Annotated in this window: 13 protein-coding genes, 1 tRNA gene and 1 pseudogene; 10 read left to right on the forward strand and 5 right to left on the reverse strand. The window is 70.5% G+C overall.

What is annotated here, in order from left to right; all coding sequences use genetic code 11:
- Positions 1 to 149 precede the first annotated feature (149 nt).
- The 3 genes from IU449_RS12915 (at position 150) to IU449_RS12925 (ending at position 2,777) form a co-directional block, all read left to right on the forward strand.
- A tRNA-Gln gene (locus IU449_RS12915) sits at positions 150 to 220 on the forward strand.
- An 89-nt stretch (positions 221 to 309) separates the two neighbouring features.
- On the forward strand, positions 310 to 1,800 hold the full coding sequence (gene glmU / locus IU449_RS12920; RefSeq protein WP_195002024.1) for a bifunctional UDP-N-acetylglucosamine diphosphorylase/glucosamine-1-phosphate N-acetyltransferase GlmU: 1,491 nt from the start codon (positions 310 to 312) through the stop codon (positions 1,798 to 1,800).
- Positions 1,797 to 2,777: a ribose-phosphate diphosphokinase gene (locus IU449_RS12925; protein ID WP_067852922.1), complete on the forward strand. Its 981-nt coding sequence runs from the start codon at positions 1,797 to 1,799 to the stop codon at positions 2,775 to 2,777. The genes glmU and IU449_RS12925 overlap by 4 nt, the downstream gene beginning before the upstream one ends.
- Before the next feature lie 71 nt (positions 2,778 to 2,848).
- On the opposite strand, the gene IU449_RS12930 is transcribed toward IU449_RS12925, so the two are convergent.
- Entirely contained in the window at positions 2,849 to 3,154 is a 306-nt protein-coding gene (locus IU449_RS12930; RefSeq protein ID WP_195002025.1) for a hypothetical protein, read from the reverse strand.
- Between the two features lie 245 nt (positions 3,155 to 3,399).
- Between IU449_RS12930 and IU449_RS12935 the strand changes: the two genes are divergently transcribed.
- The 3 genes from IU449_RS12935 (at position 3,400) to IU449_RS12945 (ending at position 5,886) form a co-directional block, all read left to right on the forward strand.
- A complete protein-coding gene (locus IU449_RS12935) occupies positions 3,400 to 4,098 on the forward strand; it encodes a hypothetical protein (RefSeq protein WP_195002026.1) in 699 nt (232 codons plus the stop codon).
- 238 nt (positions 4,099 to 4,336) lie between these two features.
- Positions 4,337 to 5,140, forward strand: a complete 804-nt coding sequence (locus tag IU449_RS12940; RefSeq protein WP_195002027.1) for a DUF4190 domain-containing protein — start codon at positions 4,337 to 4,339, stop codon at positions 5,138 to 5,140.
- A gap of 101 nt (positions 5,141 to 5,241) precedes the next feature.
- A complete protein-coding gene (locus IU449_RS12945) occupies positions 5,242 to 5,886 on the forward strand; it encodes a DUF2461 domain-containing protein (protein ID WP_195002028.1) in 645 nt (214 codons plus the stop codon).
- 33 nt (positions 5,887 to 5,919) lie between these two features.
- Here the strand turns inward: IU449_RS12945 and egtD are convergent, their stop codons facing one another.
- The 4 genes and pseudogenes from egtD to egtA all read right to left on the reverse strand — a co-directional run bounded on the left by egtD (position 5,920) and on the right by egtA (position 10,988).
- Positions 5,920 to 6,891, reverse strand: coding sequence for an L-histidine N(alpha)-methyltransferase (gene egtD, locus IU449_RS12950; RefSeq protein ID WP_195002029.1), 972 nt, complete (start codon positions 6,889 to 6,891; stop codon positions 5,920 to 5,922).
- A gap of 194 nt (positions 6,892 to 7,085) precedes the next feature.
- A pseudogene (gene egtC, locus IU449_RS12955) lies at positions 7,086 to 7,901 on the reverse strand (ergothioneine biosynthesis protein EgtC); the annotation flags it as partial.
- Positions 7,901 to 9,226: an ergothioneine biosynthesis protein EgtB gene (gene egtB / locus IU449_RS12960; protein WP_416382141.1), complete on the reverse strand. Its 1,326-nt coding sequence runs from the start codon at positions 9,224 to 9,226 to the stop codon at positions 7,901 to 7,903. The pseudogene egtC and the gene egtB, both read right to left, overlap by 1 nt.
- Before the next feature lie 448 nt (positions 9,227 to 9,674).
- Positions 9,675 to 10,988, reverse strand: a complete 1,314-nt coding sequence (gene egtA / locus IU449_RS12965; RefSeq protein WP_195002030.1) for an ergothioneine biosynthesis glutamate--cysteine ligase EgtA — start codon at positions 10,986 to 10,988, stop codon at positions 9,675 to 9,677.
- Between the two features lie 120 nt (positions 10,989 to 11,108).
- On the opposite strand from egtA, the gene IU449_RS12970 reads away from it, so the two are divergent.
- The 4 genes from IU449_RS12970 (at position 11,109) to IU449_RS12985 (ending at position 15,592) form a co-directional block, all read left to right on the forward strand.
- Complete coding sequence (locus IU449_RS12970; protein WP_195002031.1) at positions 11,109 to 12,287, forward strand: aminotransferase class V-fold PLP-dependent enzyme; 1,179 nt, start codon at positions 11,109 to 11,111, stop codon at positions 12,285 to 12,287.
- The gene (locus tag IU449_RS12975) at positions 12,288 to 13,205 is read left to right on the forward strand and encodes a ribonuclease Z (protein WP_195002032.1); all 918 of its coding nucleotides are present in this window, start codon (positions 12,288 to 12,290) and stop codon (positions 13,203 to 13,205) included.
- 123 nt (positions 13,206 to 13,328) lie between these two features.
- Positions 13,329 to 13,778: an SRPBCC family protein gene (locus tag IU449_RS12980; protein ID WP_195002033.1), complete on the forward strand. Its 450-nt coding sequence runs from the start codon at positions 13,329 to 13,331 to the stop codon at positions 13,776 to 13,778.
- A gap of 170 nt (positions 13,779 to 13,948) precedes the next feature.
- Positions 13,949 to 15,592, forward strand: coding sequence for a fatty acyl-AMP ligase (locus tag IU449_RS12985; protein WP_195002034.1), 1,644 nt, complete (start codon positions 13,949 to 13,951; stop codon positions 15,590 to 15,592).
- The last annotated feature ends 149 nt before the right edge of the window (positions 15,593 to 15,741 follow it).

Consider the following 15,741-nt stretch of genomic DNA (forward strand, 5'->3'; position numbering starts at 1 on the left):
TACCGTCCGGTACGCGACGCGCCGCCCCGCCCCACCGCGACACAGCGATCGCGCCGTGCCGCGGTTCGACTCGAGACGGGGTCTCGTGCGAGTATTTCACTCGTGCCGAGGCACAGCGGCGGGCTCGCCAGCATCCGCCGGTGCGACGGTCCGCCGTGGTGTAATGGCAGCACCTCTGATTTTGGTTCAGATAGTTCAGGTTCGAGTCCTGGCGGCGGAGCACACCGGCACCGTGACTATCGTCGGCCCCGCAATCGCCGACCACGCACGTCACACGCAAGCACGAGGACAGGCGCCCGAGGGAGATCCATGCCACAGCAGACCGCCGTCGTCGTTCTCGCCGCCGGAGCCGGGACGCGAATGCGGTCGAAGACCCCCAAGGTGCTGCATTCACTCGCCGGCCGGAGCATGCTCGCCCACGCGTTGCATGCCGCGAACGAGATCGACCCGACCCATCTGATCACCGTCGTCGGCCACGACCGCGAACAGGTCGGCGCGGCTGTCGCCGACGTCGCCGCCGAACTGGGCCGTGAGATCACCCCCGCGCTGCAGGAGCGGCAGCTCGGCACCGGCCACGCCGTGCAGTGCGCGCTGCGTTCGCTGCCCGCGGACTTCACCGGTGACCTGCTGGTCACCTCCGCGGACGTGCCGCTGCTCGACGGCCACACCCTGAGCGCGCTGCTCGACGAGCACCGCAGCTACCAGGAACGTTCCGCGGTCACCGTGCTGACCTTCGTCCCCGACGACCCGAACGGCTACGGCCGCATCGTGCGCGACGACGACGACCAGATCGTGGCGATCGTCGAACACGCCGACGCCACCCCCGCGCAGGCCGCGATCTGCGAGGTCAACTCCGGCGTCTACGCCTTCGACGTGACCGTGCTGCGCGCCATGATCGGCCGGTTGTCCACCGCCAACGCCCAGCACGAGCTCTACCTCACCGACGTGCTGAAGCTGGCCCACGAAGCCGGCCACCCGACACACGGCGCGCGGTTGGTCGACGCGGCCAAGGTCACCGGCGTCAACGACCGGGTGCAGTTGGCCGAAGCCACCCGCAGGATGAACCGCTACATCCTCGAACGGCACATGCGCGCCGGGGTGACGATCATCGATCCGGCCACCACCTGGGTGGACGCGGGCGTGCGGATCGGCCGCGACGCCGTGCTGCGGCCGGGTGTGCAACTGCTCGGCAGCACCGTCGTCGGCGAGGACGCCGAGGTCGGCCCGGACAGCACGCTGACCGATGTGGCGGTCGGCGAGGGCGCCTCGGTGGTGCGCACGCACGGCTCCGGCGCGGTCATCGGCCCCGGCGCGAACATCGGACCGTTCGCCTATCTGCGCCCGGGCACCACCGTCGGCGAGGCAGGCAAGCTCGGCGCGTTCGTCGAGACCAAGAACGCCTCGATCGGTGCGCACTCCAAGGTTCCGCATCTCACCTACGTCGGCGACGCGACCATCGGTGAGCACAGCAACATCGGCGCGTCCAGTGTGTTCGTCAACTACGACGGGGTGACCAAACACCACACCGTGGTCGGTTCCCATGTGCGTACCGGCAGCGACACCATGTTCGTCGCGCCGGTGACCGTGGGTGACGGCGCCTATACGGCGGCGGGTACTGTACTGCGCAGGAACGTTCCGCCAGGAGCTCTGGCGGTGTCCGGCGGGCCGCAGAAGAACCTCGAGAACTGGGTGCCGCGGAACCGGCCGGGAACCGCGGCGGCGATCGCGGCGGCCCGCGCCCTCGCGGCAGATGAGAAGTCCAGTCACGCAACAGAGCAAAAGGATGGCGAACAGCAGTGACCGCATCATGGATCGATAATCAGAAGAACCTGATGCTATTTTCCGGACGCGCTCATCCCGAGCTCGCCGAGCAGGTCGCCAAGGAACTGGACGTCCAGGTCACCCCGCAGACCGCGCGCGATTTCGCCAACGGCGAGACCTTCGTGCGCTTCGAGGAGTCGGTGCGCGGCTCGGACGCCTTCGTGCTGCAGAGCTTCCCCGCGCCGGTGAACCAGCACCTGATGGAACAGCTCATCATGATCGACGCGCTCAAGCGCGGTTCGGCCAAGCGGATCACCGCGGTGCTGCCGTTCTACCCCTACGGCCGTCAGGACAAGAAGCACCGCGGCCGCGAGCCCATCTCCGCTCGCCTGGTCGCCGACCTGCTCAAGACCGCGGGCGCGGACCGCATCATCACCGTCGACCTGCACACCGATCAGATCCAGGGCTTCTTCGACGGCCCGGTCGACCACATGCACGCGCTGTTCCAGCTCTCCGAGCACGTGCGGGCGAACTACAGCCTGGAGAACATCACCGTCGTCTCCCCCGACGCCGGTCGCGTGAAGGTCGCCGAGAAGTGGGCCAACGCCCTCGAGGGCGCGCCGGTGGCGTTCATCCACAAGACCCGCGACCCGCTGGTGCCCAACCAGGTGAAGTCGCACCGCCCGGTCGGTGACGTCGACGGCCGCACCTGCATCCTGATCGACGACATGATCGACACCGGCGGCACCATCGCCGAGGCCGTGCGCGTGCTGCGCGAGGCGGGCGCGGGTGACGTCGTCATCGCCGCCACCCACGGGGTGCTGTCGGCGCCCGCCGCCGAGCGTCTCGCCGCCTGCGGCGCCCGTGAGGTCGTGGTCACCAACACCGTGCCGATCACCGAGGACAAGAAGTTCCCGCAGCTGACGGTGCTGTCCATCGCCCCGCTGCTGGCCCGCACCATCCGCGAGGTCTTCGAGAACGGTTCGGTCACCGGCCTGTTCAACGGCAACGCTTAGTATTTCGACGCGCGAAGGGCGGTCCCGGATGATCCGGGACCGCCCTTCGCGTGTGCTCGCGTCCTCCTGTGTCAGCCGCAGAGTCCCGGCTCGCAGGGACCCTGCGGTCCGGCGGACAGGGTGGACAGGGTGGACATGATGAGGAACAGGACGGAGTAGGCGCCGTATGCGGCCGACCCCGCTTCCGGGCCGACCTGCGGAATCTCGATGGGCAGGAAGCCCGAGCCGGAGCCGCCTGCCGTGTCGCCGAGTTCTTGGACCGCGGTGCCGGTCAGCGGTTCGAGGGGCAGGCCGGGAGCCGCGGTGGCCTGGCCCGCGCCCATTACCGCCGAAAAGGTGATCGCCGCCGCCGCGAGGCTCGTCAAGGTTCGCCGCACAGTCTTCCTCCTGTCGCGCGCCCCTATTTCTCGGGGCAGGACTTCTTTGGGCATAGAGTGCTAGGTAATCCATTGCAGGACAACCATTTTCGCTGTCGCAGCCTATTGGCGAACAAGCGGGTACGCAAGGGCTGGACCGATGACCGGGCCCGTCCGGCGTGCGCGATGTCCGAGGTGCGTGGTACGCATGGGGTGCTGGCGACGGCCGATTGCGCTGTCGCAGGTCGAAACAAGGGGGGAACTTCATGACGACGCCGGAGGATCCGCGGCCGGGGATCGATCTCGGGAAACCGGGGCCGGACCCGGCCCAGGCCGACCCGACCCTGCTCGCACAGCCGAGCGGTTCGCCGATGCCGCAGGCGCCCGCGCCGGGGTTCGGCGGAGCAGGAGATCAGGTGCCGGGGACGCCGCCGTCGGCCTACCCCTCATATCCCTCCTACCCCGCCCAGCCGGCGCCGCCCGGGCACCAGGCGTCCTACGGCTCGGGGTACGGTCCGCACACCGGGTATCCCTCGGCTCCGGGATACGCGGGTCGTCCGCCGCATGCCGCGCCGCCCCCGCCGTCCGGGAGTCCGTATCCGGCGCAGGGCGGGTTCGCGCCCGCTCCCCCGCCCGGGCCGTACGGCGCCCCGTACCCCGGCGCCTACGTTCCGCCGCCGGTCTACAGTCCGCCCGGCGTGCCGACCGCGCACGGCTACCAGGAGCAGCAGACGCCGATCTTCTCGATCATCAGTTTCGCCCTCGCCGCCGCGAGCGTGGCCGCGATCGTGATGCTGTGCGGCTTCCCGGCGTTGTTCACCGCGCCCGTGGGCATCGTGCTCGGGATCATCGGACACAACAAGAAGGAGTCGCTCGGACTGGGCGCGGCCATCACCAATGGGGTGATTCTGGCGCTCGTGCTGGTGGTGATCCTGTTCGTGGCGGGCGCGATCTGGTCGGTGTGAGCACCACGCCCTCGGATCGGTCCGCCGGACGTGTGCTTCGGGATCCTGAGACGAGATCGCCCGAACCGCGAATTCCCGATGTCACCTCCCTGCCTCGGAGTATCCCGGGTCGATACTGGTTCGGGACTCGCGTGCCGTCGATGCGCCGCTGCCACCGCGGTGGGCCGGTGAGCGGTAGAGATGCGAGCGAGGTGGTACACCGAGCGTTGGTGATGCCGACACGACGAGGAGGACGTCCATGACCGATCCGAAGAATCCCGAGGACCGAGGCGACCCGGATACCGGCGCCACACCACCGGAGCGCGAGGAGACGCCGCCGTCGTTGTCGAAGGAAACCGGAGGTTCGCCCGCGTCCGGCACGACACCGCCGTCCGGCACGACACCGCCGTCGTCCGGCGGCACGCCGTCGAACTCCGGGGCGGAGCCCTCCACCGGTGGGCCGAGTTGGGGTGAGCCGAACGAAACCACCGGCTATCCGGGTGAGCCGACGCACCGGGACCAGCCGCCGCCGTACCCGGGCCAGTCGCCCTACCCGGGCCAAGGGCAACCCCCGTATCCCGGGGCCGGGCAGACGCCGTACCCGGGCCAGGGGCAGTCGTCCTACCCGGGCCAAGGGCAACCCCCGTATCCGGGGGCCGGACAGACGCCGTACCCGGATTCCGGCCATGAGCCTTATCCCGGCGCGGGCCAGGGTGGCTACCAGGGGTATCCGCCGGCCGGTGGGCAAGCACAGATGCCGGGGCAGGGCGGTTATCAGCAGTATCCGGGATACCGGTCGCCGTACGAACCGTTCGGCGCGGAACAGCCGCAGCGGCAGGGACCACAGGTCATGTCGATCATCGGATTCGTCTGCGCGGCCGTCGCGCTGTTCTTCTGCCCGGTTCTGTTCGGGCCGGTCGGCATCGTGCTGGGCGTGATCGGGCACACCAGGGGCGAGTCGCTGGGTAAGTGGGCCGCGATCGTCTCGGCGGTGGCGCTGATCGTGGGCCTGCTGCTCGGTCTGGCGATCTACAACTCCGATATCGTGCCCAACCAGACCTGATCCCGGCCGGAGCTGATTTCGGTCAGGACTGATCCGGCCGAAACCGCGGTAGCACGATCCCGGTCGCCCGCGCACAGCGGTGTCGGCCGTAGGGTCGGTGCATGGCTGGATTCGGTGGCTTCCCGCTCGCGGGCCTGGACCTCTACGAAGATCTCGAGGTCGACAATTCGAAGACGTTCTGGACCGCCCACAAGCACATCTACGAGCAGGCCGTGCGCGATCCGATGCTGGCGCTGACCGCCGAACTGGAAGCCGAGTTCGGCCCGGCCAAGATCTTCCGCCCCTACCGCGACGTGCGCTTCGCCAAGGACAAGGCGCCGTACAAGACACACCAGGGCGCGGTGGCCGGGACCGCGCCCGGTGTGGGCTGGTACGTCCAGATCGGCGCTGCGGGCCTGTTCGTCAGCGGCGGCTTCTACCGCGGATCCGCCGAACAGGTCGCGCAGTTCCGCCGGGCCGTCGACGACGACGTACGCGGCCCCGAACTGGAGTCCATCCTCCGCCCCATCGTGAACGCTGGGTTCGTCCTCGGCGGCGAGACGTTGAAGACCAGACCCAAGGGTTACGACGCCGACCATCCGCGCATCGCCCTGCTCAGGCACAAGTCGATCACCTGCTCCCGCGCCTTCGGCGCGCCGGACTGGCTGTCCACCCCGCAGACCGCCGACCAGGTCCGCGCGGCGTGGGCGACGTTGCGCCCGCTGGTGGAGTGGTCGACCGCCGTGGTGGGCCCGGCCGGCGCCTGATCGACGCCCGGCCGGGCGGAGCGGCGGCTTGATTCACTGCCGGGTGGCCAGCGCCAACGCGAAGCGGTTGTCGGGGTCAGTCCACACCTGCTCCACCGCGAAGCCGGACTCGGCCAGTTCGGCGGTGAGCCCGTCGATGCGGAACTTGGCCGAGATCTCGGTGCGCATCTGCTCGCCGCGTGCGAAATCGACGGTCAGGCCCAGATCCGCGACGGTGACGGTCATGTCCTCGGTCGCGGCCAAGCGCATCTCGATCCACTCGTTGTCGGCATCCCACACCGCGACGTGCTCGAACTTCTCCGGGACGAAGTCGGCGCGCAGGCGGTGGTTGAGCACGTGCAACACATTGCGGTTGAACGCGGCGGTCACGCCGCGCGCATCGTCGTAGGCGGGGACCAGCACGGCCGGGTCGATCACCAGGCCCGCGCCGAGCAGCAGGCGCTCGCCGGGTTCGAGCACCTCGTGGATGCCGGCGAGGAAGTCCCGGCGTTCCTCGGGGACCAGATTGCCGATCGTGCCGCCCAGGAAGGCGATCATCCGGCGTCCGCCGCGCGGCAACGTCTGCAGCGTGTCGGTGAAGTCGCTGACCACGCCGTGCACGGCCAGGCCGGGAAACTCCGCGGCCACCTCGGCCGCGGCCACGCGCAGCGCCGCCGACGAGACGTCCTGCGGCACATAGGTGTGCAGCGGACCCCGCGCTGTCAGCGCGCTGAGCAGCAGCCTGGTCTTGGCGGCCGAACCCGCCCCGAGTTCGACGAGCACCTCCGCCTGGGCGAGTCGGGCGATCTCGCCGACGACGTGCTGCAGCAGCGCGCGTTCGGTCCGGGTCGGGTAGTACTCCGGCAGCTCGGTGATCTGTTCGAACAACTCGCTACCCCGCGCGTCGTAGAACCACTTGGGGGGCAACGACTTGGGATCGGCGGTGAGTCCGCGCTCGGCGTCCGCGCGCAGGGCCGAGGTGAGGTCGGCGTCGGTGAGGTGCACTTCCATGGTCGGTGCTGTCATGCGTTCGGCCTTTCGGTGTGCGCGGCGTCTGCCGAATCGGTGGGGGCCGGAGGGGAGAAGGAAAGGGCCGGGTCGCCGACGTGCCGAGCGGTGTCGGCCCGGTCGGCCTCGGGTGGCGGTACGGATGCCGAGCGGGCCGAATCGGTGGCCCGCGGGGCCGGATCGGATATCGGCGGCGCCGGGACGAGCGCGGTGGCGCCGGTGACGACGAGGGGGTCGACGGCGAGGAAGCCGGGTTCGGCCCGGACGAGGCAGCGGTCCGGGATCTGCCGCCAGCGGGGGTCGTCGTCGTAGGGCTCCGAGCACAGGATCGCGACATCGTCGGTGACCAGGGCGGCGAGTGAGTGGTGGACGGTAGTGGCCAGCAGGCGGGAGCCGTCGCAGAGCAGGAGATTGAGCCGGGCGGCCGGGGCGTGGTCCAGGACGGCCGCGGCGAACAACCGCAGCGCCGACGCCGGGTCGTCGCCGTAGCCACCGCTCTCCGCGGCGATGACGAGATCGCCGAGCAGCACCCACAGCGCCGCGGCATCGGTGGAAGCTTCCGCTTCCAGCATCCGGGCGGTCTGGAAGAGCCTGGTCTGACCGGCGCGGGTGGCGGCGGCGTCGAGATCGGCGACGACCGCGGTGAGCGTGTGCCGCCAGTCCGGCACGACGCCGTTGTGGCTGGCCGCCCAGCGACCGGTGAGAAACGGAGCGCAGGCGCTGCGCTCGATCGGCATGCCGACGGTGGCCGAACGCACCGAGCCGAGCACCGCGGTCGACTCCAGTTGCCCGAGGACTTCGGTGACCGCGGGGTCGCTCCAGATCGGCTCCCGGTTGCGGTAGCGGCTCACCCGCGGACCGTCCGGGCCGGGACGCCACCAGGCCGCGCCGAACCCGTCGGCGTTGATGGTGCCGCCCTCGCGCATGTCGCGGGGCGCCCACGACTGCCGGTACAGCGAATGCGGGCCACGGGTGAGCAGTTCGCCGACCGCGACCGGCGGGCCGACGTAACCGAGATGCCTGCACATCAGCGCTCCTCCGCTCGCAGGTCGCGCGCCAGCCGGAAGCCGGCGAAGATCTGCCTGCGGATCGGGTGATCCCAGTTGCGGAAGGTGCCGCGACAGGCCACCTGGTCGGTGCCGAACGATCCGCCGCGCAGCACCCGGTAGTCGCCGCCGAAGAACACCTCGGAGTATTCGCGATAAGGGAAGGCGCGGAAGCCCGGATAGGGGTCGAAGCCCGAGGACGTCCATTCCCAGACATCGCCGACCATCTGGTGCGCGCCGGTCGGCGACGCCCCCGCCGGGTAGGCGCCGACCTCGGCGGGTTCCAGATGCCGTTGTCCCAGATTGGCTTTCGACTCGTCCGGGTCGGCCTCACCCCATGGGTACCGGCGGGAGGTTCCGGTGGCCGGGTCGAAGCGGGCCGCCTTCTCCCATTCGGCCTCGGTGGGCAGGCGTTTGCCCGCCCAGCGCGCGAAGGCCTCCGCCTCGAACCAGCACACGTGCACCACCGGCTGCCGGGGCCGAAGCGGGGTGATCGCGCCGAAGACCCGCCGCCACCAACGGCCGTCGCTGTCGCGCTCCCAGAACTGCGGTGCGGTCAGGCAGGCGTTCGTCCGATGCGCCCAGCCGCGTTCGGACCACAGCTCCGGCCGCCGGTAGCCGCCGTCGTCGACGAAGGCCAGGTATTGCTCGTTGGTGACCGGTGCGGCATCGATGACGAAGGCGGGCACGTGCACCGGGTGCGCGGGCCGTTCGTTGTCCAGCGCCCACGGGTCCGCCGAGGTACCCATGACGAATTCGCCGCCGGGCACGATCACCTCGCCGGCGACCTCGGCCCGTGCCGCCGGGGCGGGTGGGGCGGCCAGCACCGGCTCGCCCGCGCGTAGCTGGTGGGTGGCGAGCATGGTCTCGTCGTGTTGCTGCTCGTGCTGGGCGATCATGCCGAAGGCGAAACCGCCCTCGATCAGCGGACCGCCGCGCAGGGGACTGTGGTCCAGCACATCCCAGACCTTGTCGCGCACCGTGCCGACATAGCCGCGGGCCTGGGCGGGATCGAGCAGCGGCAGCGCCGGACGGTTCGCCCTGGCGTGTTTGAAGGCGTCGTAGAGCTCGTCGATATCGGCGCGTACGGCCGCCCGGCCACCCACGTCGCGGACGAGCCACAACTCCTCCTGATTGCCGATATGCGCCAGATCCCAGACCAGCGGGCTCATCAGCGGGGAATGCTGGGCGATCAGGTCGCTCTCGTCCACGGCGTCGGTGAGTGCCGCGGTGCGGGCGCGGGCGGTGGTCAGCACTTCGGCGATCCGGGCACGGAGCAGGTCGGTGTGCGCCCGATCCGTCGCCACGAATGCGTTCGTCGCCGTACCTTCGGAGGGCGCCTTCGCACCGCCGGACGGTGCCTTCGCACCACGGCTCGGGTCTGCGCGGCCGGTCGAGCCGAGCCCGGTGGCGGGGGCGTCGGGGGGCGGTGTCGGGCTGTGGGTGGGGGTCGAGGGGTCGATCACGATCGTGCTCTCCCGGTAAGCAGATGTGCGAGCGCCGGGGCAGGCTCGCGGAGGGACGGTCGGCACAGCTCCCCGCCGGAGAATCGGCGGAGATGCACGGCTGGAGGTCGGCGGAGATCACTCGGCGGATACCGGCCGAATCCGGAGGACACAGGATGGCGGGGACGCGTCTCGCCGCGAGACGCCGCAAAGCCCTCGACAGGTCCCACCCGAGAACTCGGGCAGGAGCCGCCGCGGGCTCGCTGGATGTCCGGGGACGAGGCGGCACGCCGGCACATGCGAGCGATCCTCACGACGCCACCCGCACGGGCTCGTCGGCCGGTGTGCGCCCGGCGCGGCAGCGACGCGCGGCGGCGGCGAGATCGGTGGCCGCTTCGGGCGTGCGGGCGTGCGCGGTGGCCAGGTCGAGCAGGGCGGCGGCGGCCGCGCGGATGTCGGGGTCGGCCAGGCCGCAGCGCGCCGCGTGCGACCACTGGCCCGCGGTCGAGCCGGCGAGGCGGGTGGCCTCGGCGACGACCTGCGGAGTGGACAGCAGCGCGTCGAAGAGGTGGATGGGGACGATCCAGTCCTCGCCGGGCTGGGCGTCGAGATAGCGGATCTCGAAGTAGCCCGAGGCGCGGACCGGGGGGAACAGGGTGGTCAGGTGGTAGCAGAGGTCGTCGGTACCGGGGCGGCGACCGACCTCGTCGTCGAGAGCGCCGGACAGCCAGTCGGCGAAGGTGGCGCCGGGCGGCGGTGACCAATCGGGGTAGCCGGGCACGGACCTGTCCGCGGGCCCGTCCGTTCTGCGCAGGCACAACAGCGGCACATCCAGGGCCCAGCGGGGATAGCAGGTGATCGGGTCCGCCCAGTCCTGCACGGGCGGGCGGGTGCGGGTGTTGTCCAGGCGCAACCAGGTGCGCATGCGCTGGGAGGCCCAGGCGCCGGGCGGCGCGCCACGCAGATCCGGTGAGCAGGCGAAGGCCGCCACCAGGGCGGGACCGGCCGCGTAGAGCATCGACCAGCGCGCGGTCACCTCGGCGGCGTCGGCACCCGCGTCGACGCTGACCTGCGTGGCTGCGGTATTGCACATCATGAGCTTGCCGAACGGGCCGACGCCCGCGAAGAACCGTTCCATGGCCCGGTAGCGAGGAGAGCGCAGCAGCCGGTCGGCGTAGCGGTCGGCGTCGGCGGCGCGGGCGACGGGCCTGATGCCCGCGGCGGCGAGGAGTTCGGTGAGCAGGCGGGCATCGGCACGCAGGTTGTCGCACAGATCGGCGGCGGTGGTGAACGGGTCGCTGGACAATTCGATCTGACCGCCGGGTTCGACGGTGACCCGGCTACCACCCGGCAGCGGAAGTGCCGGGGAGCCTGGGACGAGTGAGAGGGGGGCGTGCGGGCCGAGAGCGGCGGCGAGTGCGGACAACCGCGGGCGTGGGACGGGACCGGACGCCGGATGCTCACCCTGCACGGTGAGCCATTCCAGTTCGGCGCCGATCAGGGCGGGTGGCCCGAGTTTGAAGCACACGCCGCCCAGGAAGGCTTCCGCGGCGGCGCGCGAGGACAACGCGCCGGAGGAATCGACCAAGTCGGCCGGACCCTGATGTTCGAGCGTGACCGCCATGCGAGCCTCCCACCGGGTGTGGTTTCGGACAGGGCATTCACCGACAAGATCCAGCGTAGCGATCATCACCGACAAGAAACGACCTGAAAGCGGACATCCGGTCGGGCTAGGGTCGTCGGCATGCTGGACGACATGCGTGTGCGCGCCGACACCCCTGGCCTGCTGGCCGACCCCGACCTGGTCTTTCTCGACAGCGCGGGCTCCTCGTTGCCCCCGCGCGTGGTGCTCGACGCCCAACTCGGGCACCTGCGGCGGGAAGCCGAGGTCGGCGGGTATCGGGCCGCCGCCGAACGCCTCGACGACCTGGCCGCGGTCAAGTCGGCCATCGGTGAGCTCATCGGCGCCGACCCGGCCGATGTCGCGCTCAGCGACAGCGCCACCCGCTCCTGGTCCGACTTCTTCCACTCGGTGCCGCTCCGCCCCGGCGATCGCGTACTCATCAGCGGCTCGGACTACGCCAGCAGTGCGATCGCCGCCCTGCACCGGGCCGCCGAGACCGGCGCGACGGTCGAACAGATTCCCGACGACGACACCGGACAGCTGGATCTGGACGCCCTCGCGGCCATGGTCGACGAGCGAGTCGCCCTGGTCTCGCTGCTGCACGTCCCGACGAACGGCGGACTGGTGAACCCGGCCGCGGAGGCGACCGCGATCGCGCACTCGGTGGGCGCGCTGGTGCTGCTCGACGCCTGTCAGTCGGCCGGGCAACTCCCCCTCGACGTCACCGCGCTCGGCGTGGACGCGCTCTCGGTCACCGGTCGCAAATGGCTGCGCGGTCCCCGCGGTACCGGATTCCTGTACGTGCGACCCGATTCCACCGCCGGGCTCGTCCCGCAACGCCTCGACCTGCACAGCGCGCAGTGGACCGCGCCGGACGCCTACGAACTCGCTCCCGACGCCCGGCGATGGGAATTCTGGGAGTGCGACGTGGCGGCCAGGCTGGGACTCGGCGCGGCCGTGCGCTACCTGCTCGACCTCGGCCCCGACGAGGTCTATACCGCCATCGCCGAGCGCGCCGCCTACCTGCGCGCCGCGCTGGCGGACCTGCGCGGGGTCACCGTGCGCGACAACGGAGTCCGGCATGGCGGCATCGTGTCGTTCACCGTCGACGGGTTCGAGGCCACCGAGGTGCGCGATCGGCTCGCGGCCGAGAACATCACCCTCACCGTCAGTTTCGCCCACTCCACGTTGCTGGACATGACCGCGCGCGGGCTGCCCGCGGTGGTCCGGGCCTCTCCGCACTGCTTCGTGAGCTACCCGGAGCTGGACCGCTTCGTGCGCGCGCTGGCGGCACTGTAGATGTCGCAGCGGGAACTGATCGTGCTCGGCACCGGCAGCCAGGTGCCGACCAAACAGCGCAACCACAACGGATACCTGTTGCGTTGGGGCCGCGAGGGGTTGCTGTTCGATCCGGGTGAGGGCACGCAGCGGCAGATGTCCTTCGCCGGGGTCGCCGTCTCCGATCTCACCCACATCGCGTTGACCCACTTCCACGGCGACCACTGCCTCGGCCTGCCCGGCATCGTGCAGCGCATCAACCTCGACGAGGTCGCGCACCCCGTCGACGCCTACTACCCCGCGTCCGGCCAGCTGTTCTTCGACCGGCTGTGCGCGGCCAGCGCCTTCTACCACTGCATCGACCTGCGACCGCACCCCATCGCCGCACCGGGCCCGCTCGACACCCCCGACGCGACGTTCGAACTGCGCGCGGTGCCGCTCTCGCATCCGGTGGAGGCGTTCGGCTACCGGCTCACCGAACCCACGCGCCGTCGGATGCTCCCCGATCGGTTGCACGACTTCGACATTCGCGGACCACGTATCGCGGAACTGCAGCAGGCGGGCAGCATCGTCGCCGGTGATCGCATCGTGACCCTCGACGAGGTGAGCGAGCCCCGTCCCGGCCAGAGTTTCGCCTTCGTCATGGACACCCGGCTGTGCCCGGGTGTGCTCGAGGCCGCCGCCGGGGTGGATATGCTGGTCATCGAGGCCACCTTCCTCGACGCCGAGGCCCATCTCGCCGAGGAGCACGGTCACCTCACCGCGGGCCAGGCCGCCCGCGTCGCCGCCGAGGCGGGCGTCCGCACCCTCGTCCTCACCCACTTCTCTCAGCGCTACCGCACGCTGGAGGACCACCGTCGCGAGGCCGAAGCGCACTTCTCCGGGGAGATATTCGTCGCCGAGGATCTGCAACGCATCCCCTTCCCCGCACGAGAGTGAGCGGCGGAGCGGCCCCTGGCAGTGAAGAATTCCGCCGAGTCCCTTCGCGACGCCGGAATCTCGTGAAATGCTGGGTGTTATGGCCGTTTTCGTCGAATCGCGCCGTTGCCAGGGGGTGGGCTGTTGAACTTCGATGCCGAACTCAATCCCGCAGAAGTGCAGATCGGGTATTACCTCGCGCAGCCCCCGGACGCCGTGTGGCGGGCGCTGACCGAACCCGACCTGCTCGCCGAGTGGCTCATGCGCCCCATCGGGTTCGCCACCCTCGTCGGCACCCATTTCATCTTCGAGGTCCCCACCGACCCGCCCGGTGAGGTGGCCAGCGAGGTGTTGCTCGCCCGGCCCGGCGAACAACTCACCCTCACCTGGGTCGACCTGCGCTCCGAACGGCCCGCGCGCTGGGTGCTGGACTGGAGCCTGGTCCCGCACGGCCGCGGCACCCGGCTGCTGCTCACCCACGGCGGCTTCGACATCGAGCATCCCCGGCAGAAGATGGCGCGCAACGCCATGGAGCGGGGATGGCGCAGCGCGCTGGGGAAGCTGCGCACCGTGCTGGACCGCACCCAGAACTGAGGTGCTCGACCGGGCGAACGCACTCGGGCGTCCTGCGACCGGTGGGGCGCGTGTGGCCGGAACGGATATCCACGGGCAGCAGGGGGTTAACACGGGCGGGTGTCGCGCGGGATAGTTGGACGAGGCCGGTTCGCGGCGGTGGGCGCGGGGCCGGCAGAAGGAGTCCGACCTTGAGCAAGTTCACCGACGAGATGTACGCGACCGCGCTGAGCTCCCCCTACGGCCTGGTGACCGGGGAGCCGGACGCGCCCGTGCGGCATTCCTGGGGACAGGTCCACGCGGTCGCCCGGCGGATGGCGGGTGCGCTCGCCGAAGCGGGGATCGGGCGGGGCGATGCCGTCGGGGTGCTCGCGGGCATGCCGGTGGACATCGCGCCCGCCTGTCAGGCGGTGTGGATGCGCGGCGGGTCGATCACCATGCTGCACCAGCCGACGCCGCGCACCGATCTGGCCTTGTGGGCACGCGACACCGAGACGGTGCTGCGGATGATCCGGGCCCGGGCAGTGGTGCTCGGCGCGCCGTTCGAGATGGCCGAACCGCTGCTGCGCGAGCGCGGCATCGCGGTGGTGACGCTGGAGCAGTTGCGCGCGGGCTCGGAGGTCGAACCGGTGGACACCGCCGAGGACGATGTCGCGCTGCTGCAGCTGACCTCCGGTTCGACCGGCTCACCGAAGGCGGTGCGCATCACGCACGGCAATTTCTACGTCAATGCCTACGCGATGTTCGACCGGGTGAAGTTCCGCCCCGACAGCGATGTGATGATCAGCTGGCTGCCACTCTTCCACGACATGGGCATGGTGGGCTTCCTCAGCGTGCCCATGCAGATCGGCGCCGAGGTGGTGTGCGTGACGCCGATGGACTTCCTGCGCAGACCGCTGCTGTGGGCCGAGCTGATCGACCGGTACCGCGGTACCGTGACCGCCGCCCCCAATTTCGCGTACTCCCTGCTGGCCCGCCGATTGACGCAGGCCGAACCGGGCTCGATCGATCTGAGCAGCGTGCGCTACATGTGGAACGGCGCCGAGCCCGTGGACGCGGACACCATGAACGCGCTGGCCCGAGCGGGTGCGCCGTTCGGCCTCGACCCGATGGCCCTGACCCCGGTCTACGGGATGGCCGAGACCACGCTGGCGGTCTCCCTCCCGGACCCGGGCAGAGGACAGGTACTCGACGTGGTCGACGCCGATCTGCTCGAGGCGCTCGGCAAGGCCGTGCCGGTCACCGACCACGGTCATCATGGCACGGTGCGGCGCCTGCCCACCCTCGGCTATCTGGTCGATCACCTCGAAGGCCGAGTGGTCGACGCGGATCGCCATCCGCTGCCCACCCGTTCGGTCGGGGTGATCGAACTGCGCGGCCCCGCCGTCACCACCGGCTACATCACCGTCGACGGATTCGTGCCCGCCCAGGACGCCGACGGCTGGCTCGACACCGGCGACATCGGTTACTTCACCGAGGACGGGCTGGTGGTGGTATGCGGGCGGGTCAAGGACGTCATCATCATGGGCGGGCGCAACATCTTCCCCACCGACGTGGAGCGCGCGGCGATGCGGGTGGCCGGAGTGCGAGCGGGCAACGCGGTCGCGGTGCGGCTGGACGCGGGGCAGAAACGGGAGAGTTTCGCGGTGGTCGTCGAGTCCAACGACCACGAGGACGAGGAGGCTGTCCGGCGCATCGAGCGCGAGATCGTGCACGCGGTGTTCAGCGAGGTCGGGGCGCGGCCACGCACGGTCGCGGTGCTCGGTCCGGGGGCGCTGCCCAAGACCTCCTCGGGCAAACTGCGCCGGGCGGCCACCGCCGCACATCTGCGGTGAACCGCGACATAGTTACTCACGCGACGGACTCGCTTGCGGCATATCGTGATCCGACCCGGATCGCCAACCGTGCGGCGTCGCTATTCGTGCGGCATCGCGATCCGGCCTATGGTCGTTCCGACCTGGATCGCGATCCGGCGACATCGGCA

Origin of the sequence: Nocardia higoensis (assembly GCF_015477835.1) — a bacterium.
Lineage (GTDB): Bacteria > Actinomycetota > Actinomycetes > Mycobacteriales > Mycobacteriaceae > Nocardia > Nocardia higoensis_A.